The sequence below is a fragment of the Nocardia sp. NPDC005825 genome (assembly GCF_040630175.1).
Taxonomy (GTDB): domain Bacteria; phylum Actinomycetota; class Actinomycetes; order Mycobacteriales; family Mycobacteriaceae; genus Nocardia.
Genome location: NZ_JBEXXC010000002.1, coordinates 613,417 through 631,820, shown reverse-complemented (window position 1 = coordinate 631,820; position 18,404 = coordinate 613,417). Strand labels below are relative to the sequence as shown.

16 protein-coding genes are annotated in these 18,404 nt (G+C 70.0%); 10 read left to right on the top strand and 6 right to left on the bottom strand.

Annotated features, from left to right (window positions below; genetic code table 11):
* Positions 1-8: 8 nt before the first annotated feature.
* Entirely contained in the window at positions 9-698 is a 690-nt protein-coding gene (locus ABZ382_RS07560; protein ID WP_357085431.1) for a TetR/AcrR family transcriptional regulator, read from the bottom strand.
* Positions 699-825: 127 nt separating this feature from the next.
* On the opposite strand from ABZ382_RS07560, the gene ABZ382_RS07555 reads away from it, so the two are divergent.
* Positions 826-1,278, top strand: a complete 453-nt coding sequence (locus tag ABZ382_RS07555) for a nitroreductase/quinone reductase family protein (RefSeq protein ID WP_357085429.1) — start codon at positions 826-828, stop codon at positions 1,276-1,278.
* 116 nt (positions 1,279-1,394) lie between these two features.
* Here the strand turns inward: ABZ382_RS07555 and ABZ382_RS07550 are convergent, their stop codons facing one another.
* Together ABZ382_RS07550 and ABZ382_RS07545 are read right to left on the bottom strand one after the other, a co-directional pair.
* On the bottom strand, positions 1,395-1,754 hold the full coding sequence (locus tag ABZ382_RS07550; RefSeq protein WP_357085427.1) for an arsenate reductase family protein: 360 nt from the start codon (positions 1,752-1,754) through the stop codon (positions 1,395-1,397).
* Between the two features lie 93 nt (positions 1,755-1,847).
* The gene (locus ABZ382_RS07545) at positions 1,848-3,461 is read right to left on the bottom strand and encodes a hypothetical protein (RefSeq protein WP_357085425.1); all 1,614 of its coding nucleotides are present in this window, start codon (positions 3,459-3,461) and stop codon (positions 1,848-1,850) included.
* A gap of 321 nt (positions 3,462-3,782) precedes the next feature.
* On the opposite strand from ABZ382_RS07545, the gene ABZ382_RS07540 reads away from it, so the two are divergent.
* Both ABZ382_RS07540 and helR read left to right on the top strand, forming a co-directional pair.
* Complete coding sequence (locus ABZ382_RS07540; RefSeq protein WP_357085423.1) at positions 3,783-3,968, top strand: hypothetical protein; 186 nt, start codon at positions 3,783-3,785, stop codon at positions 3,966-3,968.
* 180 nt (positions 3,969-4,148) lie between these two features.
* Positions 4,149-6,326: an RNA polymerase recycling motor ATPase HelR gene (gene helR / locus ABZ382_RS07535; RefSeq protein ID WP_357085421.1), complete on the top strand. Its 2,178-nt coding sequence runs from the start codon at positions 4,149-4,151 to the stop codon at positions 6,324-6,326.
* Here the strand turns inward: helR and glnA are convergent.
* Positions 6,311-7,747 carry a type I glutamate--ammonia ligase gene (gene glnA / locus ABZ382_RS07530; protein WP_357085419.1) on the bottom strand — a complete coding sequence of 479 codons (1,437 nt, stop codon included), beginning with the start codon at positions 7,745-7,747 and terminating at the stop codon, positions 6,311-6,313. The two genes, helR and glnA, sit on opposite strands and share 16 nt — an antisense overlap.
* Positions 7,748-8,078: 331 nt before the next feature.
* Here glnA and ABZ382_RS07525 point away from each other — a divergent pair, with 331 nt between their 5' ends.
* The 4 genes from ABZ382_RS07525 (at position 8,079) to ABZ382_RS07510 (ending at position 14,998) form a co-directional block, all read left to right on the top strand.
* The gene (locus tag ABZ382_RS07525; RefSeq protein WP_357085928.1) at positions 8,079-9,842 is read left to right on the top strand and encodes an AMP-dependent synthetase/ligase; all 1,764 of its coding nucleotides are present in this window, start codon (positions 8,079-8,081) and stop codon (positions 9,840-9,842) included.
* Positions 9,843-9,852: 10 nt separating this feature from the next.
* Positions 9,853-11,070 carry a helix-turn-helix domain-containing protein gene (locus ABZ382_RS07520; protein ID WP_357085417.1) on the top strand — a complete coding sequence of 406 codons (1,218 nt, stop codon included), beginning with the start codon at positions 9,853-9,855 and terminating at the stop codon, positions 11,068-11,070.
* 286 nt (positions 11,071-11,356) lie between these two features.
* The gene (locus ABZ382_RS07515; protein ID WP_357085415.1) at positions 11,357-13,417 is read left to right on the top strand and encodes a CocE/NonD family hydrolase; all 2,061 of its coding nucleotides are present in this window, start codon (positions 11,357-11,359) and stop codon (positions 13,415-13,417) included.
* Between the two features lie 96 nt (positions 13,418-13,513).
* Complete coding sequence (locus ABZ382_RS07510) at positions 13,514-14,998, top strand: AarF/ABC1/UbiB kinase family protein (protein ID WP_357085413.1); 1,485 nt, start codon at positions 13,514-13,516, stop codon at positions 14,996-14,998.
* Here ABZ382_RS07510 and ABZ382_RS07505 read toward each other — a convergent pair.
* The gene (locus ABZ382_RS07505; protein WP_357085925.1) at positions 14,928-16,472 is read right to left on the bottom strand and encodes a glycosyltransferase family 39 protein; all 1,545 of its coding nucleotides are present in this window, start codon (positions 16,470-16,472) and stop codon (positions 14,928-14,930) included. The genes ABZ382_RS07510 and ABZ382_RS07505 overlap by 71 nt on opposite strands.
* A 32-nt stretch (positions 16,473-16,504) precedes the next feature.
* Here ABZ382_RS07505 and ABZ382_RS07500 point away from each other — a divergent pair, with 32 nt between their 5' ends.
* Positions 16,505-16,636 carry a hypothetical protein gene (locus tag ABZ382_RS07500; protein ID WP_357085411.1) on the top strand — a complete coding sequence of 44 codons (132 nt, stop codon included), beginning with the start codon at positions 16,505-16,507 and terminating at the stop codon, positions 16,634-16,636.
* A 106-nt stretch (positions 16,637-16,742) separates the two neighbouring features.
* Positions 16,743-17,246 (top strand): nitroreductase/quinone reductase family protein, encoded by a 504-nt coding sequence (locus ABZ382_RS07495; protein ID WP_357085409.1) that lies wholly within the window; start codon positions 16,743-16,745, stop codon positions 17,244-17,246.
* Positions 17,247-17,300: 54 nt separating this feature from the next.
* On the opposite strand, the gene ABZ382_RS07490 is transcribed toward ABZ382_RS07495, so the two are convergent.
* Complete coding sequence (locus ABZ382_RS07490) at positions 17,301-17,684, bottom strand: nitroreductase family deazaflavin-dependent oxidoreductase (RefSeq protein ID WP_357085407.1); 384 nt, start codon at positions 17,682-17,684, stop codon at positions 17,301-17,303.
* Between the two features lie 196 nt (positions 17,685-17,880).
* On the opposite strand from ABZ382_RS07490, the gene ABZ382_RS07485 reads away from it, so the two are divergent.
* On the top strand, positions 17,881-18,399 hold the full coding sequence (locus ABZ382_RS07485) for an NUDIX domain-containing protein (protein WP_357085405.1): 519 nt from the start codon (positions 17,881-17,883) through the stop codon (positions 18,397-18,399).
* Positions 18,400-18,404: the final 5 nt, after the last annotated feature.

The following is an 18,404-nucleotide window of genomic DNA, read 5'->3' as shown; positions in this document are numbered from 1 at the left end:
TCGACGCGCTAGCGGGTCAGGCCGATGAAGTCGGCCATGGCCTCGACGGAGTAGGCGAAGAACGGTCCGGCCGGGTCCATGCTGTTGTCGAGCTGACCGAACAGTTCGAAGGTGACCGTGCCGTAGAGCTGCGTCCACGCCATGACCGCACGGACCACCGCGACCTCGGGCAGACCGGGTGTGACCTGCTCGGCGATGCCCGCGGACTGGGCGGCCAGCACCGGATCGACCGGCCCCTCCGGCACCGTGAGACTGGCCGACTTCCAGGCCCGGTTGACCACGCCCAGCGCGGCCACCGGTACCCGGGAGGCCGGGCCGACCGTGGATTCCGGGGCCCGGTAGCCGGGCACCGGCGAACCGTAGACCAGGGCGTATTCGTGCGGATGGGCCTTGGCCCAGTCCCGCACCGCGTGCGAGATCCCCCGCCACTGGGCCCGGGGCGTGTCCGCGGCCGCGACCGCGTTCTCGACCGCGTCGGCGATGCTGTCGTACGCCTCGATGATGAGCGTGGTCAGCAGGTCGTCGCGGCTGGGGAAGTAGCGATACAGCGCCGAGGACACCATGCCCAGTTCGCGGGCGATGGCCCGCAGCGACAGCGCGGGGGCGCCGGATTCGGCGAGCTGCCGGCGCGCGGCGTCGGTGATCTCGCGGGTGATCTCGGCTCTGGCCCGGGCGCGGGCGGTTCGGGGGACGCTCATCCCGATAGTGTGCCACGTTTCGGATCACCCGAATATTTCGAGAGCACTGCTCTTGACATTCCGCGAGGCGTGCATGCACACTGATCACAACAGAGAGCACCGCTCTCGCAGAGTGAAGGAAGATCCCATGGACGCCCACACCGCCGCCACCCGCTACATCGGCCCCACCGGTCTCGACCCCTACATGAACCGCTTCTTCAACATGCTCCCCAAGCTCGGCATCAGCGTCGCGGGCTCGCGGCTGCTGGCGGTGCGCGGCCGCAAGTCCGGCGAATGGCGCACCACCATGGTCAATCTCCTGACCGTCGACGGCGCCCGCTACCTGGTCGCCCCGCGCGGCCACACCCAGTGGGTCCGCAACCTGCGGGTCGCCAAGACCGGCGAACTGCGCCTGGGCCGCAAGTCCGAGACCTTCACCGCCATCGAACTCCCCGACGCCGACAAGATCCCCGTCCTGCGCGCCTACCTCGACCGCTGGGGCTGGGAGGTCGGCCGCTTCTTCGAGGGCGTCACCAAGGACGCCACCGATGCCGAATTGGCCGATATCGCACCGGGATTCCCCGTCTTCGTCCTGAACTGACCGATCACCCCGAATACAACTCGCCCCGGCAAGGCCGCTGCCTTGCCGGGGCGTTTCGCTGTCCCGATGCGAATCCACCCGCGCCGAGCACGGGTTCCGGGCCGGTAGGCCGGCCGTCAGCGCAGTTCGTCGAGGGTTTCGTTGTCGCGGGCGACGAAGGCGCGGCCGTCGGCGGTGAAGACGATCGGGCGCTGGATCAGGCGGGGGTGCGTGGCCAGGGCCTCGATCCAGCGGTCGCGGTCGGCGGGGGTGCGGCCCCAGGAGGCGACGCCGAGTTCCTTGGCCTGGGCCTCGGCGGTGCGGGTGATGTCCCACGGTTCGAGGCCGAGTTTGGCCAGGGCGGCGCGGATTTCCTCGGCCGAGGGCGGATTGTCGAGGTAGCGGCGCTCGACGTAGTCCGAGCCGGTTTCCTCGAGCACCGCTTTGGCCGTGCGGCTCTTGGAGCACTGCGGGTTGTGCCAGATTTCGGTCGCCATGCCGCCAGCCTAGGCGGCGGCGCCGACTCCCCCGGTCACCGGCACGGTCAGGACGTACCGACCGGCACGATCAGACGCCGGGTGACCCGACGGTCACAGCCAGTCGACGACCCAGCGGTAGGGGCGCATCCAGTACAGACCGCCGTCGGGAATCGGCGCGCCCCAGCGCTGTTCGGCCTGGGTCAGCTGCCAGCGGTATTCGGGGGCGGGTTCGCCGCCGTGGATCTCGAGCAGGTGCCGCCGCCAGCTGCCGATCATGGCGGGGACGACCTGGCGGTCGTTCTCGTAGGCCCACTCCACGTTTCGGGTCATGAGGCTGTCGACCGCGTGGTTGGCGGCGTTCGGGTCGCCGCTGCTCAGCGAGTGCAGGAACGCGGCCACCAGGTTGTAGGCGATGGCGTCGTGCACCGAGGTCTGACCGTTCTCGAGCGACCAGATGCCCAGGTAGGTGGGCCCCTGCTCGTCGATCCACACCGAATGCGCCTCGCCGACCCGATTGTCGAAGATGAGCGCGGTGAGCAGGCCCAGGGTGGCCTTGCCCATGATGAGCGGGTCCGGCCGCCCGGTGCCGACGGCGTCGTCGATCAGCGCCCGGTAGGCGGAGGCTGCGATACCCGGCCGGTTGGCGTCCATCAGCGCGTCGGCGGTCGCACCACCGGCGAGCTGCTCGGCGGGCGGCTGCGCCGGACCCGCGGCGAGCTGCGGCGCGCCGTCGCCGACCCGCAGGTACTGGGTCGCCATGGCATCGGACGCGGCGGCCGGGTCGAGCGGCGGCAGGCCGGGCACCGGGCCGGACTGCGCGGCACCGAAATCGGCTCCCGGCACGCCGGGTTCGAGCTGCGCGCCAGCGGGTTCCAGCGGCGAGAACGCCTGATCAGGCTGTGCCGCGCCGGGTTCGGGGAATGCCGGACCGGGTTCGGGGAACAGTGCGCCCGGTTCGGGGAACAGCGCGCCCGGTTCAGGAAAGAGTGCGCCCGGTTCGGGCAGCATGGCGCCGGGTTCGATCAGCGGAGCGCCGTTGCGGAGCGGGTCCTCGAGGCCGAGGTCGATGGCGAGCGGGTCGCGCAGGGCGGGCGCGGTCTGCAGATATTCCAGTGCCACCCGGGCGAATTCGTTGTCCTGGGTCTCGAGCCATTCGCGCCCGGCCCGCAGGGTGTCGATCAGGTGTCCGCCGACGCCCTGTTCGATGGCGGCGCACAGCGCGTAGTACCCGTAGCCGCGGTAGTCGTCGTGGCCGACGCCCTCGGTGATCAGCAGTTGCGCATATCTACTTGCCAGGTCGTGTCTTTCGATGTCGCCGAGCAGGGTGCAGGCGGTCATGGCCGCCATCAGTACCTCGGCGTGTTCGCCATGGGCCCGGCGCAGGTCGATGCAGCGGTCGGCCATGAGGACGGCGCTGTCGGGCAGGTCCTGCTGGGTGGCGGCCTCGACGGCCATGGAGTACATGGTGGCGAGGGTGGCGGGCGGGATATCGGCCGGGTAGCGGGCCGGGCCGTGTTCGGCCAGGTGCAGGGCCTGGGCGTAATCGCCCGCGGCGAAGGCGGATCGGAAGCGGTAGGAGACGATCCAGCCGTATTCCTTGGGATCGGGGACCCCGGCCAGCTCGTCGTCGAACGCCGACAACCGCGCCAGCGCCTCCTCGGCCCGGCCGGTCTCCAGCATGCCGCTCGCCTCGTTCATCACCTCGACGAACGCATTTCGATCCATGGCCTACTCGCCTTCCCGCATATGTCAGCCCCGGATCGTATGACCGCACCACGACCCCGCGCGGTCACTGAGGTCAAGGTCATAGTTTGACGCCACCCCACATGACCACGCGTTGTCATTCGCGTGGCACGTTGTGTCACAACGGTATTCCCGCACCTCGACACGAACCCGCCTCCCTGCGGGCCACTCTCGCGTCGCGGCCGATCCGTCCTGCCCCCAATCTAACGACAACACACCGAACGAACCCGCAACTACTCTCGGCGCGTCTCGTAGGACGATTTCGGAAGCGGTTTCGGAGCGCCGGGGCTGGCGGGTGAGCGCGTGCAGGTGCCGGCCAATTCGCTCGGTTCGCCGCGTTGGACGCTGGGCGGCACCTACCGGATCGGCTTGCGTCTGGTGACCGGTGCGTGGAAGGTCGAGGTCATGGTGATGACCGCGCAGTGGGCCGACGGCGACAAGGACATCACGTACCTGGTGTCGGGCGGGCAGCGGCCGACGGCCGTGTAGCGGCTGTGGGAAGGGGAATCGGGGAGGGCTGTATCTCTCTCCCCTTTCAACATATATCGCAGTGGGGGGCTTGCGGCAAGGCCCCCGTGGTGGCGCACAATCGCTGGCCGAGGGCTGCGGCCTGCGCGAATGGCGCGTGGGCGGCGGCCGGGGACCGGCTGGGCGGAAGGTGTGGTGCTGATGTCTGATCAGGGATACGAGAACGAACTGCGCTCCGAGCGCGAGTACGTGGCCGGGCTGTACGGGCGGTTGGACGCCGAGCGGGCGCGGGTGCGCGGCCGGTACGGCGAGACGCTGACCGTGCGCGGCAATGCGACGGTGCTGGTGGAGCGGGATGCCGAGGCGCGGGCGCTGGCCAAGGAGATGACCCGGCTGGGTGTGGCCGACAACGGCCTGTGCTTCGGCCGTCTCGACAGCGAGACCGGTGAGCACGCCTACATCGGCCGGATCGGCATCTACGACGAGACCAACGAATTCGAGCCGCTGCTGCAGGATTGGCGCGCCCCGGCGTCGCAGGCGTTCTACACCGCGACCGCCGCGACCCCGGAGAATATGCGCCGACGTCGCCAATTCCACACGCGTGGGCGCGATGTGGTGGATTTCACCGACGAGGTGTTCGGCCGTCCCGGGGACGGGGAGCGTGGTGACGCGGCGCTGCTGGCGGCGGTCAACGCACCCCGTGGTGAGGGCATGCGCGACATCGTGGCGACGATCCAGGCCGAGCAGGACCGGATCATCCGGCTCGATCACCCGGGTGTGCTGGTGATCGAGGGCGGGCCGGGCACCGGCAAGACCGTGGTGGCGCTGCACCGGGTGGCGTATCTGCTGTACACCCAGCGCGAGCAGATGGAGCGCAACGGCGTGCTCGTGGTGGGCCCGAATACGGCCTTCCTGAAGCACATCGGGCGCGTGCTGCCGTCGCTGGGCGAGACCAACGTGGTGTTCACCACCACCGCGGATCTCATGCCCGGCGTGCACGCGACCGCGGAAGACGTTCCGGAGGTGGCGCGGCTCAAGGGTGCGCTCGGCATCCTCGAGGTTCTGAAAGCGGCCATCGCGGACCGGCAGCGGGTGCCGTCCGAGCCCGTGGCATTGGAGCTCTCGGACGTGACGGTCCGCATCGGCGCGGACATCGCGGACTGGGCGCGGTCGGAGGCTCGCGAGAGCGGCCTGCCGCACAATCTGGCCCGCGCCACTTTCGTGGAGGTGCTCACCTGGGCGCTGACCGAGCGCGCGATCGCCCGCATCGGTCAGGGCTGGCTCACCCGTGAGGACCGCGAGGCGTGGGAGAACATGCGCACCGACCTGCGCACCGAGCTCGCCGAGCACGACGGCTTCACCGCCCTGCTCGACGAGCTGTGGCCGGCGCTCACGCCGGAACAGCTACTGGCGGAACTGTTGTCGTCGACCGACCGCCTGCGCGCGGCGGGCGCCGACCAGTCGCTCTGGCGGGCCGAGGGCGAGGCGTGGACGGTCTCGGATGTCCCGCTGCTCGACGAGCTGGCCGACCTGCTGGGCCGCGACACCTCCGCCGAGGAGGCCGCAGCCGAGCGGGAACGCAAGGCGCAGGCCGCCTATGCCGAGGGCGTGCTGGATCTGCTGGTGAGCCGCGCCGACCATATGGACGACGAGGACCACCTGTTCGCCACCGACATGCTCTACGGCGAGGACCTGGCCGAGCGTTTCCTCGAACGCGACACCCGCGAACTCGCCGAACGCGCTGCCGCGGACCGGGATTGGACCTACCGGCACATCGTGGTCGACGAGGCCCAGGAGCTGTCGGCGATGGACTGGCGGGTGCTGATGCGCCGCTGCCCGGGTCATTCCTTCACCGTGGTGGGCGATCTCGCGCAGCGCCGGTCGGCGGCGGGCGCGACGTCGTGGGGAGCGATGCTGGACCCGTACGTTCCGGGCCGCTGGCAGTACCGCTCGCTGACCGTGAACTACCGCACCCCCGCGGAGATCATGGCGGTCGCCGCGGCCGTGCTCGCCGACTTCTCCCCCGACGTCATCCCGCCGGAGTCGGTGCGCGCCTGCGGCGTCCAGCCGTGGGCGCGGCAGCTGGCGACCGACAAGATGCCTGCCGCCATCGAGGAATTCGTCCGCGACGAGGCCGACCGCGAGGGCACCAGCATCGTGATCGGCCCGCCCGGCATGCCGGGCGCGGTCCCCGCCTCGGAGACCAAGGGCCTCGAGTTCGACGCCGTCCTGGTGGTCGAACCCGAGCACATCCTCGCCGACGGCGAGCGTGGCGCGGCCGAACTGTATGTCGCCCTCACCCGCGCCACCCAGCGCCTGGGCGTCCTGCACCGGGGCCCGCTCCCGCGCGCTCTGGCCGGGCTCTACACGTCGAAGTAGAGCTCGAATTCGTAGGGGTGCGGGCGCAGGTTGATCTCGGCGATCTCGGTGTCGCGCTTGAGGCGGATCCAGGTGTCGATGAGGTCCTCGGTGAACACCCCGCCCTGGGTGAGGTAGTCGTGGTCGGCCTCGAGGCGGTCGATGACCGCTTCGAGGCCGGCGGGGGTCTGGGTGACCTCGGCGGATTCCTCGGGGGTGAGTTCGTAGAGGTCCTTGTCGACGGGCAGGGCGGGCTCGATCTTGTTGATGATGCCGTCCAGTCCGGCCATCATCATGGCGGCGAAGGACAGGTACGGGTTGCCCGAGGAGTCGGGGCAGCGGAATTCGAGGCGTTTGGCGCGGGCATTGCTGCCGGTCACCGGGATTCGCACGGCGGCGGAGCGATTGCGCTGGCTGTAGACCAGATTCACCGGGGCCTCGTAGCCGGGGACGAGACGCTTGTAGGAGTTCACCGTCGGATTGGTGAAGGCCAGCAGTGACGGCGCGTGGTGCAGCAGCCCGCCGATGTAGTGCCGGGCCAGGTCCGACAGTCCGGCGTAGCCCGCCTCGTCGTAGAACAGCGGGGCGCCGTCCTTCCACAGGGATTGGTGCACGTGCATGCCGGACCCGTTGTCGCCGAAGAGCGGTTTGGGCATGAAGGTGACGGTCTTGCCGCCCGCCCAGGCGGTGTTCTTGATGATGTACTTGTAGAGCATCAGGTCGTCGGCGGCGGCGAGCAGGGTGTTGAACCGGTAGTTGATCTCGGCCTGTCCGGCGGTGCCGACCTCGTGGTGGCCCTTCTCCAGTTCGAATCCGGCCTGTTGCAGGTGCGTGCACATGCGGTCGCGCAGATCGACGTCGGCGTCATAGGGGGCGACGGGGAAATAGCCGCCCTTGGGCCGGACTTTGTAGCCGCGGTTGGGAGTTCCGTCGGGATTGACTTTCTCGCCGGTATTCCAGTCCGCCGACGACGAATCCACTTCGTAGAAGGCCCGGTTCATGGTGGTGTCGTAACGGACCGTGTCGAAAATGTAGAACTCGGCCTCGGGACCGAAATAGGCGGTGTCGGCGATTCCGGTGGAGCGCAGGTATTCCTCGGCCTTGCGGGCCACATTGCGCGGGTCACGGCTGTAGGCGGCGCGGGTGTGCGGGTCGTGCACGAAACAACTGATATTGAGGGTCTTGGCGGTGCGGAACGAATCCAGTTGCGCGGTCCGCAGATCCGGCAGCAGCAGCATGTCGGATTCGTGGATGGCCTGGAAGCCGCGCACCGACGAGCCGTCGAAGGCGATGCCGTCCTCGACCAGCTCCGGGCCGAACATGCTCGCCGGGATCGAGAAATGCTGCTGGATGCCGGGGACGTCGCAGAAGCGGACGTCGACGTACTCGACTTCCTCGGCGTCGATGTAGTCCTGTACTCCGTTGACGGTAGGGGTGATCACCGCTGCCTCCTCGTGGCCGCGCACGCCTACCCGATCGGACGGCCCGGTCGGGGTCCGGCGGTCCTGTTCGTGCTAAAACGATACGTCGCGGAGACACCGGCAAGGACGCGAATGCGCTTGTGCACCAAGATCATTCGTTGCCAAGATCGACACACCGATATCGGTGTGGGACCGACGGCTCCGACCCGTCTTGCCCGCTCCCTCGCATTTGGCACACTGCACAAATCACCGGTCACAGTTCTTCTCCATTGCCCCTGGTCCACCCCGCATAGTGTGCGATCTGCTGGAAACCGTGAGTTCAACATCGGTAGCGGGAACGGCCCCGCGCACCATGGTCGAGGCGTTCCAGGCCACCGCCGCCCGCTATCCGGACGCGGTCGCGTTGCGCACGCTCGGCGGCGCGGTGTCCGTCACCTGGCGCGAGTACGCCGATCGGGTGCGCGCCATCGCCGGCGGTCTGGCCGCGCTCGGCGTCGGCCGGGGCGACACGGTGGCGCTGATGATGACCAACCGGCCCGAATTCCACCTGTGCGACACCGCGATCCTGCACACCGGCGCGACCCCGTTCTCGGTGTACAACACCAATCCGGTCGAGGTGCTGGCCTACCAGTTCACCAATGCGGGCAACCGGGCCGTGATCTGCGAGGCGCGGTTCGCGCCGCAGGTCCGCGCCGCGGTGGCGCTGGCCGCCGCCCAGGGCGCGACCGTGGAACACGTGATCTGTGTCGACGAGGCGCTCGCGGGGTGCGTCGCGCTGGCGGAGATCGAGGCCACCGCGCCGGACCGGTTCGACTTCGAATCCGCCTGGCGCGCCGTGGCTCCCGAGAATCTGCTCACCATCGTCTACACCTCCGGCACCACCGGCCCGCCCAAGGGTGTGGAACTCACCCACACCAACTTCCTCGAGAATGCCCGCGTGGTGGACGAGTTCGGCGGCGGCTCCCCCGCCGACCGGGTGATCTCCTATCTGCCCGACGCACACGCCGCCAATCGCTGGCTCTCGCACTATCTCTCGATCCTGACCGGCGGCGAGATCACCACCTGCCCGGATCTGAAGCAGGTCGCCGCGGCGCTGTCGGAGGTGCATCCGACGGTGTTCATGGGGGTGCCGCGGGTCTGGGTGAAAGTCAAAGCGGCGCTGGAGGAACGCTTCGCCGCCGAACCGAGCCCGATCAAACGCCGCCTCATCGCCTGGGCGATAGCGAGCGGCCGGGCGCGAGCCCGCGCGGCGTCGGACGGACGCACGCTGAACGTCCTGGACACCTGGCAGTTCCGGCTGGCGGATCGCCTGGTGCTGTCGGCCGTTCGAGAGCAGCTGGGGCTGGACCGGATTCGCATCGCCGTCACCGGCTCCGCCCCGATCCCGAAGGACACCCACGAGTTCTTCCTCGGCCTGGGCCTGCCGCTGTGCGAGGGCTACGGCATGACCGAGTGCACCGCGGGCGCGACCATGGACCGCCCGGCGCACATCAAGATCGGTACCGTCGGCACCGCGTTCCCCGGCACCGAGGTCGCCATCGCCGACGACGGCGAGGTGCTGGTGCGCGGCGGCAGCGTGATGCGCGGCTACCGCGGCGAGCCCGCCAAGACCGCCGAGACCGTGGACGCCGAGGGCTGGCTGCACACCGGCGATATCGGCGAACTCGACGCCGAGGGCTTCCTGCGGATCGTGGACCGCAAGAAGGAACTCATCATCAACGCGGCCGGCAAGAACATGTCGCCGACCAATATCGAGAACGCCGTCACCGAGCACACGCCCCTCGCGGGTGCGGTGGTGGCCATCGGCGAGGGCCGCGCCTACAACACCGCGCTCATCTGCCTGGACCCCGACCTGGCCGCCGCGTTCGCCGAACGCCACCAGCTAACCGAGCGGGACATCACCGCCCTGGCCCGCGATCCGCGCGTGCTCGCCACCCTCCAGGAAGGCGTGGACGCGGCGAACGACAAGCTCTCACGGGTGGAGCAGATCAAGAGATTCGCGGTGCTGCCGGACGTGTGGGCCCCGGGCTCCGATCACCTCACGGCGACCGGAAAACTCCGGCGCAAACCCATAGCTATCACCTACGCCGCTACTATCGAGTCGCTGTACGGGTAGTAGGAGAGTTATGCACGCGCGATTACGGGATCGGACGCTCGAGGAGCTGTACCGACGCGCTGTCGTGGCGCGCGCGGAATTCCCCGCTCTCGCGCCGCCCTACCCCAAGCTCCCGGAATCCCTGGTGACCAGCGGTTTCGAGCGCGGCACGGCCTTGAACGTGGACCTGTTCTTCGAGTTCCTGCGCACCGGCGTGCCGCCCTCGCCCGAGGACACCGCCGAGGTCGTGCAGATCGCGGTGAGCCGCATCCGCGACGGCGAGACCCTCGAGGAAGTGCTCGAGCGCTACAGCCTGGGCGCGGAGCTGATCTGGTCGCGGGTGCGCGAGACCGCCCACGGACCCGAACGCGAGCTCCTCGACGATGCCGCGATCTCCCTGCTGCGCTACATCACTCTGCTCACCACCCGCATCGCCACCGCCTGCGTACAGCGCGCCCACGACCCGCGCTGGGAGTTGCTGGAACGCCGCCGCGCCATTGCCGACGCGCTGCTCACCGGCCGCGACCCCGTCGAGTGGGCGGGCGAACCCGCGGTGGCGGTGCCCGACGCGTTCCTGCTCGCCGCCTTCCGGCTCGGGTCCGCGCGTGGTGGCGACTCGAGCGAACTGCGCCACCGCGTCGAAGCCGTCCCGGGCGTGTTCCTGCGTCTGGACAGCGGCGGCTGGACGGCCCTGCTGCCGCTGCACCCCGGCGACGACGGCACGGCGACCCTGGCGGCGCTCACCGCGCGCCTGCCCGGACCCGGCCGGCTCGCGCTGGGGCAGACTGCACAATCCGAGCAGCCGCGTTCGGCCGCGCCCGCCCCCTTCTGGGTCGGCGTCGCCACCGCGGCGAGCCGCGCCGCGATCCCCGAAGCGTTCGCCGAGGCGCGCACGCTGGCCGAGCTCGGCCGCTGCCTGGGACGCCCGCAGCCGGTGTGCCGCCGCGCGGACCTGATGTTCGAATACACCGTCGCCGCGGGCGGTTCCGCGCGCCCCGGGCTGGCGGCCGTGCTGGAGCCGCTCGACAGCCAGACGGTGCTGACCGAAACCCTGGACGTCTTCGTCGACACCGGCTTCAACCAGCTGGCCACGGCCCGCCTGCTCAACGTCCACCGCAACACCGTCACCTACCGCCTGGCCCGCGTGCACGAGCTGACCGGCCTGGATCCGCACCGCCCGACCGACGCCATGACCCTCTCGGCCGCCCGCATCGCACGGCGCCTCGAAACCGCCTGCTTCGCACCGTAGTTCGCGACCGCCCGAGCGGCCGGCACGCGGCCGGACCCGAGAGTTCCCCGCCGGCTGCGCCGCGCCGGCCACTGCCTGCAGCGCGTCGCGGTCGCCCCGGCACACCCGGGAGACGGCCGCCCCGGGGTTTGGTCGGCTGCACAATGCCCTCCGCCACACTCTTGGCGATTGCCGATACCGGCGCGCGGGCACTGTGCGGTGTGCTGAACACCGACGACGAGGTCATGCGGCGCGGCATCCGGTCCGCGCCCGCCGGGACCTCCCGACCATCCGCAGAGGTACTTCGTTGAGTAGCACCTTCCGGCCGCGCCGCTGCCGCCTGGCCCCCTGGGCCGTGGCGGGCTTCTCCGCGCTGGCCATGACCATCGCCGCCACCACGCCGACGGGGGCCGCGCCCGTGTTCGGGCCGGTGCCCGACGCGCCCGCGAACTTCGGCCTGCCCTCGGACTACCAGCCCACGCCGGCGCGGTACGGAGTGGGTTATCACCTGGGACAGGTGGTTTCACTGGCCGACGGCACCCAGCTGCAGGCCGAGGTGCGGTATCCGACCGATCCGGCGACCGGGCAGCGGGCCGCGGGCGAGTTCCCGGTGGTCGTCAATTTCACCACCTACGGCGCGGTGGCCAGCGCGCTGACCGCCGCCATCACCTCGGTCATCGACGAACTCCACATCCAGCTGCCCGATCAGCTGAAGGACGCCCGCCGGGTCATCAATCAGGCCACCTCCATGCAGGACATGCTGGTCCGGCACGGCTACATCGAGGTGACCGCGGACGTGCGCGGCACCGGCGGCTCGACCGGCGCGTGGAGTCCCGCGTCGCAGCAGGACGGCAAGGACGGGGTGGAACTGGTGGACTGGGCGGCCAAGCTGCCCGGATCCAACGGCAAGGTCGGCATGTACGGCTACTCGTTCCCGGGCCTGTCGGCCATGCGCACCGCCGAGACCATCGGACCGGATTCACCGTTGAAGGCGATCGTGCCGTTCGCGGTGCCCAACAATATCTTCGACGAGGTGCTCGATCACGACGGCATGATGAGCCCGCTGCTGCTGACCGTCATCTCGCTCATGGTCCCTTACCTGAGCCTGATCGGCCCGTTCCTGACCGCGCCGCTGTCGCCGCAGACCTTCCTGAAGTCCCTCGGCGATCACCTCGCCGCCCTGGTCGGCCCCGACACCAGCACCGTGAAACTGCTCTTCGACGCCTACACCGGCGGCGCCACCGCCTACGACAACTCCTGGTGGCGCGAGCGGCGTTTCGAGACCGACCTGCACAACCTGGTCGACAACGGCATCGCCATGTACCAGGTGGACGGCTGGTGGGACCTGTATCAGGAAGGCGCGGTGCGCAATTACGCGCAGTTGCAGAACCTGGCCGCCGGACGTGACCAGTTCGCCCCGATGGCCGCCGATCAGCAGGCCGACGGACGCTACCAATTGCTCATGGGCCCTTGGTATCACGTCGGCCTGGGCCTGGGCCCGGGCTCGCGGATGGACACCGACCAGATCACCCTGGCCTGGTTCGACCGGTGGCTCAAGGACATTCCCAACGGCGTCGACGAGACCCGTACGCCACTGCACGTCATCGACGCGAACAACACCGCCGCCGACACCGCGCGCTATCCGTTCGAGCAGACCACCGTCGAGCAGCGCTACTTCGACGGCGACCGCCTGGTCGCGGACAGGCCGACGGCCGTCGACGCCTCGGATCGGCTGACCTACACCGGAATCGACAACATCTGCAACCGCGAGACTCTGGGCCAGTGGGCGGCGGGCCTGTTCGACTTCGTCTTCCGGGTCTTCACCGTCTCCAATCCGTGCACCGAGTGGGTACAGAACCCGACCGCCGGACTGCGCTACACCATGGACCCGGTGACCGAGCCGACCATGCTGGCCGGGCCGTCGGCCGTCACCCTGTACGCCTCCTCCACCGGTTCCGACGCCGCCTTCCAGGTGTGGCTCGACGATGTCGCGCCGGACGGGACGGCCGTGAACATCACCGGCGGTTCGCAATTGGCCAGTCAGCGCACCCTCGACGACGGCAAGACCTGGCGCGGCGGCGACGGCACCGTGTACGCGCCCGAGCACACCGTGCTGAAGGAGAACGAGCAGCTGCTCTCCCCCGGCGACGTGGTACGGATGGAGATCAAGATCCGCCCCGCCTTCCACCGGCTGGAACCCGGCCACGCGCTGCGTCTGCGCATCGCCAGCGGCACGTTCCCGTCGACCATCCCGAACCCGGCCGATCTGGGCCGCCTGCTGGGCACCTCACAGCAGATCCAGCGGACCGCCGCGTACCCGTCCGCGCTGGTGGTGCCGCTCGGTCCGGCCGCGGCGTTCGGGCGCTAGCCCCGTCGCGGTCGCCGGTCCTTGCGGTCACCGCCGCCCAGCCGCGAAGATCGACCCCGTGACACAGTGAGGCTCTCGACGTTTCGGAGGTTCTCGATGCTCGAACCGCGCCAGGGCGGTTTCCGGCGGGCGCGCCGCCGCTCGACCGGCTCGGCCGACGGCCTGCCGACCCGTTCCGCGGCCCGCACCGCCAAGATCACCGCGCTGCCGGTGGCCTATGCCGCGCGCCGGGTGGGCGGGCTCGGGCGGCGGGCGCTCGGAACACCGTCCCGCGAGGTCGAACTCGATATCCAGGCGCGCACCGCCCAGCACATGTTCGAGGTGCTGGGCGAACTCAAGGGCGTCGCGGCCAAGCTGGGTCAGCTGCTGGCGCTCTACGAACTGGCGTTGCCGCCGGAGCTGGGCGAGCCGTATCGGGAGGCGTTGACGCGGCTCCAGGATTCGGTGCCCGCGATGCTGCCCGCCGCGGTCGACCGGGCCATGGCGGCGTCGATGGGCGACCGGTGGCGGGATCGGTTCGCCGAGTTCGACACTCGCGCGGCGGCCGCCGCCTCGGTGGGACAGGTGCATCGCGCGGTGTGGCCGGATGGGCGACGGGTCGCGGTGAAGCTCATGTATCCCGGGGCGCGGGCGGCGGTCGCGACGGATCTCGAGCACATGCGCCGGCTCGCGCCGCTGGCCAAGGTCTTCGCCCCGGACCTCGACACCCGGGCGGTGACCGAGGCGTTCGCCGCCTGCATCGGCGCGGAACTCGACTACGCCGAAGAGGCGGCCACGCAACGGATCTTCGCCGCCGCCTTCGCCGGCGACCCCGACTTCCACATCCCGGCGGTGGTGGATCAGCAGGGCGACGCGCTGGTCACCGAATGGCTCGACGGGGTCCCGCTGCACCGGGTGATCGCCTCGGGCACGCCCGCCGAGCGCACTCGCGCAGGACTGCTGGTGACGCGGTTCGTCATGGCGAGTTTCGCGCGGACCGGGCTGCTCTACACCGATCCGCACCCGGGCAATTTCCGGATGCTGCCCGGCGGCCGCCTGGGCGTCCTGGACTTCGGCGCGTGCTCACCGTTCCCGGCCGAATTCCCCACGCTGGTGGGCGATATCGGCGAGGCGGCCCTCAACGGCGGCCCCGCCGACCTGGAGGCGGCGCTGCGCACGCACGGATTCGTGCGCCCGGAACGGGAATTCGCGATCGCCGACCTGGTCGGCATGGTCGACCCGATCGTGGACCTGTACCGGCACCGCGACGCCCACCTGACCCAGGCGTGGCTGCGCGCCCAGGTGCGGCGCGCCACCGAACCGAGCCTGTCCAATGTGTCGCGCCACCTCACCACGCCGCCGGAGTACGCGCCGATCGGTCGCACCATCCTGGCCGCCACCGGCGTGCTCTGTCAGCTCGGCCTGCACGGTCCGCTGAGTGACGAACTGGTCGCTCCGCTCCCGCGATTGGCAGAAGCGGTGCGCACCTGCCGCGAACGCGAGGCGGCCGCGGCGGCGGTGGTCCGGCCGATCACAGGTGCATCCACTGCGGCCACACCTGTGACCACGGCTTCTTCCGGCCCGAGCACTTCCAGATGGTGACGTCCTGGGTGTTGCCCTTGAACCCGAGGCGGGTGTCGACCTTGCCGACCGGGTCGACGTGCTCGAACTGGCTGCGCAGCACCGCCTCGTAGCCGCCCACGGCCAGCACCACCGAGGCGTCGTCGGGCGGGGTCCCGAAGTAGCCGAAGCCGCGGCTGGGACTGTAGAGCGGCGGCAGGTGCGTGCGGCCGAACTCGTCCAGAGCGCTGGCCTGCCAATAGGTGTCGGTGATGATGACGGCGCGTTCACGCTCGGCGGGGCTGAGCGCGTCGAAGGCGCGGGTCACCTCGTCGGTGAGTTCGTGCCAGCCGAAGGACCCGTAGACGCCGATATTGATCGCCGCCTCGGCATCGTCCTTGGGCGGATGCACCTCCTCGGCGGGCCGCCACGGCGTCGAGTACAGCGTGAAAGCCGTTGCGCCCACGGCGAGTACGGCGATGCCCGCGGTCAGCACCCGCCGCCACAGCGGTGCGATGCGCTCGGCGGTGCCGACCACGCCGACCGCGCCCGCCGCGAGCATGACCGCGTACATGCCCGCCGCGTAGTAGATCCGCCCGCCGGTGATCAGGAACGCCGCGAACAACAGCAGCAGCGTGACACCCAGGAACCGGTAGGGCCGCAGCACATCCCAGCGCAGCAGCACCCACAATCCCCACAACAGCAGCAGCGCTCCGAGGTATCCGGCCAGGCTGATCGACATGGGCAGGAACAGCAGCCGCCCGCCCAGGATCCCCTGTTCGGAACCGATCACCCCGCCCATCTTCAGCTGCGGCCACCCATGGCGTTCCTGCCAGACGAGTTCGGGCACGGTGGCCAGCACCACGATCGCGCCGCCGGTCCACAACAGCGGCCTGCGCACCAATTCCCGCGGCCCGCACAGCATGCTGCTGATCACGACGGCGATCCAGAAGAACGGGATCAGCCACTTCACCTGCATGTCGACGGCGGTGACGAGGGCGGCGGCCAGCAGCAGCCAATCGTTGCGGGTCCGCACCCAGCGCACCACCAGCCAGGTGATGATGACCCACAGCGCGGTATCGACGGCGTTGGTGGTGAGCATGGTGCCCTGCAACAGCAGGAACGGTGAGCTCGCGTAGCCGATGGCCGCCAGCAGCTGCGCCCAGCGGCCGCCGTCGAACTCGCGGGCCAGCAGGGCGCACAACACGATCGCGGTCACCGTCAGCGCGACCGCGGGCAGCCGCAGTACGAAGTAGGACTCCGGCGCGATGGTGTCCATGAGCCGCGCCAGCAGGGGCAGCACCGGACCCTGGTCGGCATAGCCGAACGCCGGGCGGCGGCCCGCGGCCAGGAAGTACAGCTCGTCGCCGAAGTAGCCGTAGCGGCGCGCGGACAGCAGCAGCACCACGGCTGCGGGCACCGCGACCGCGGCCACGGTCAGCCAGGCGAACGGCGGCCGCTCCACGGGCTTGGCATGCCGTCCACCACCGTTCGACCGGGCCGGTCGATCCACCACATCGGTCAACGCGCGCTCCTCGCCACCGGATCATGCTGCGAACACTCGAAATCTACAGCTTCTTTCGAGCAAATTTCGGACGCGCCACCGCGCCGTTCGACGCCGAACGCCATCGAGTCGCCGCCGCCGACCCGAACCGGGTCTACGCCGAGGGCATCGGGTAGGCCGGGGCCGGTGTCCCGGCACGCTCCGGCGCCGGCTCGACTGCGAAGCCTATACTCGATGCCGGGTGTGACTGCCGTGCAACGCATTTCAGCGAAGGAGGTCGGCGTGACCGACCAGAAGCCTGCCACCAATCCCTACGGAACCCCCAGCACCACGGGCCCCGAGCCCATCCGCGGGTATCAGAACCTGCTCAATGTCTTCATCCGCGGCCTGCTGCGCGCGCCGGTCCTGTCCGGCCAGGTCGGCAAGCGGTTGTGCGTCCTGCACGTGGTGGGCCGCAAGTCCGGCAAGCGATACGACGTGCCGCTGGCCTACACCCACCACGAGGGCGACATCCTCATCGGCACCGCCAAGCACCCCTGGGTGAGCAATATCCGCAAGGACGTCCCCCTGGAAGTGTCGTTCGGCGGCCCGAAGCACACCGCCGACGCGGAGGTGCTCGCCGACGAGGACACCGTCATCCGGCTCTCGGAGGCCATCGCCCGCCACAACAAGCAGTGGGCGAAATTCAACGGGATCGGATTCGACGCCGACGGCACTCCGAATCGGGCCGACGCCTACCAGAGCTGGCGGCAGGGCTGCGTCATCATCCGACTCCGGGTGCGCTGAACGGTCGCCGGCTCGCCCCGAACCACCCCCGGCAAATTTCGAGCATGCCTCCTGTCAGCGGTCCACGGGCCGGGCCTGGACGTAGTCCGCCGCGTTCAGGCCCACCAGCACCTGCCGCACCAGCGGCGGCGCCCAGGACGCGCTGGCGTCGTGCCCGAGCACCGGATCGGTGAGGGTGACGGTGCGCCCGCGGGTCTCGAACTCGAAGCTGCCCGCGGCGCGAATGTTCTTCAGCCAGTCCACGTCCCGCCCGTAGGTCAGCGCGATCCGGTAGCCGTCCTCGCGCCGGAAGACCATGACCGGAGACCGGTACACCCGTCCCGACTTGCGCCCCCGGTGCACCACGACCCCGAACAGCGGCGTGACGCGCGCCGCGATCCCCAGCACCGGATTACTGATCCGGCGATTGATCCTCGCCAGTGTCCGCGGCAGTGGCATGGTCTCGTCCTCCCTGACGAAAACGGTTGCGCCCCTGAGGCTACGCCGCCACGCGGGCCCCGGCGGCGCCCTCGCGACAGCGGGTGGAACCGCGGCGCGCCGCGATACTCGACCGTACCGCTCGCCCGCCCGGCGGCATCGATAAAGTGCTGTTCAGAGCGCCGGGTCCCGCGGCGCGACAGCGAGGAGGGCCCGGATGCCGGAGATGATCGCGGTGTACGACGCGGTCGGACACGAGGTCGGCGCGCAGGAGCGCGCCGCGGTGTACGAGCGGGGCCTCTGGCATGCCAGCGCAGGCGTGCTGGTGCGCTCGCTCGACGGGTCGAAGGTGTACGTGCACAAGCGGACCGACACCAAGGCGGTCTTCGCGGGCATGCACGACTGCCTGGCCGGCGGGGTGCTGGGACCGGGCGAGGATCCCGCCGAGGCCGCGGTCCGCGAACTGGGCGAGGAACTGGGCATCGTGCTGGGACCGCACGACGACCGGCCATTGCCGCTGGCCGCCGCGGCCTGGGACGGCGAATGGGAGGGACGGCCCATGCGCTGTCACCTGTTCGCCTACGAGCTGCGCTACGACGGCCCGATCACCCATCAGCCCGAGGAGATCGTGGACGGCTGGTGGTGGAGCGACGAGGAGCTGCGCTCCTATCTGGAGGACCCGCACTGGCCGTTCGTCCCCGACACCCGGGTGCTGATCGGCGATCTGCTGCGCTGAACCGG

Coding starts and splice junctions, on each gene's coding strand:
- ABZ382_RS07560 (WP_357085431.1), bottom strand. CDS start 698: ATGAGCGTCCCCCGAACCGCCCGCGCCCGGGCCAGAGCCGAGATCACC.
- ABZ382_RS07555 (WP_357085429.1), top strand. CDS start 826: ATGGACGCCCACACCGCCGCCACCCGCTACATCGGCCCCACCGGTCTC.
- ABZ382_RS07550 (WP_357085427.1), bottom strand. CDS start 1,754: ATGGCGACCGAAATCTGGCACAACCCGCAGTGCTCCAAGAGCCGCACG.
- ABZ382_RS07545 (WP_357085425.1), bottom strand. CDS start 3,461: ATGGATCGAAATGCGTTCGTCGAGGTGATGAACGAGGCGAGCGGCATG.
- helR (WP_357085421.1), top strand. CDS start 4,149: ATGTCTGATCAGGGATACGAGAACGAACTGCGCTCCGAGCGCGAGTAC.
- ABZ382_RS07525 (WP_357085928.1), top strand. CDS start 8,079: ATGGTCGAGGCGTTCCAGGCCACCGCCGCCCGCTATCCGGACGCGGTC.
- ABZ382_RS07520 (WP_357085417.1), top strand. CDS start 9,853: ATGCACGCGCGATTACGGGATCGGACGCTCGAGGAGCTGTACCGACGC.
- ABZ382_RS07510 (WP_357085413.1), top strand. CDS start 13,514: ATGCTCGAACCGCGCCAGGGCGGTTTCCGGCGGGCGCGCCGCCGCTCG.
- ABZ382_RS07500 (WP_357085411.1), top strand. CDS start 16,505: ATGCTGCGAACACTCGAAATCTACAGCTTCTTTCGAGCAAATTTCGGA.
- ABZ382_RS07490 (WP_357085407.1), bottom strand. CDS start 17,684: ATGCCACTGCCGCGGACACTGGCGAGGATCAATCGCCGGATCAGTAAT.
- ABZ382_RS07485 (WP_357085405.1), top strand. CDS start 17,881: ATGCCGGAGATGATCGCGGTGTACGACGCGGTCGGACACGAGGTCGGC.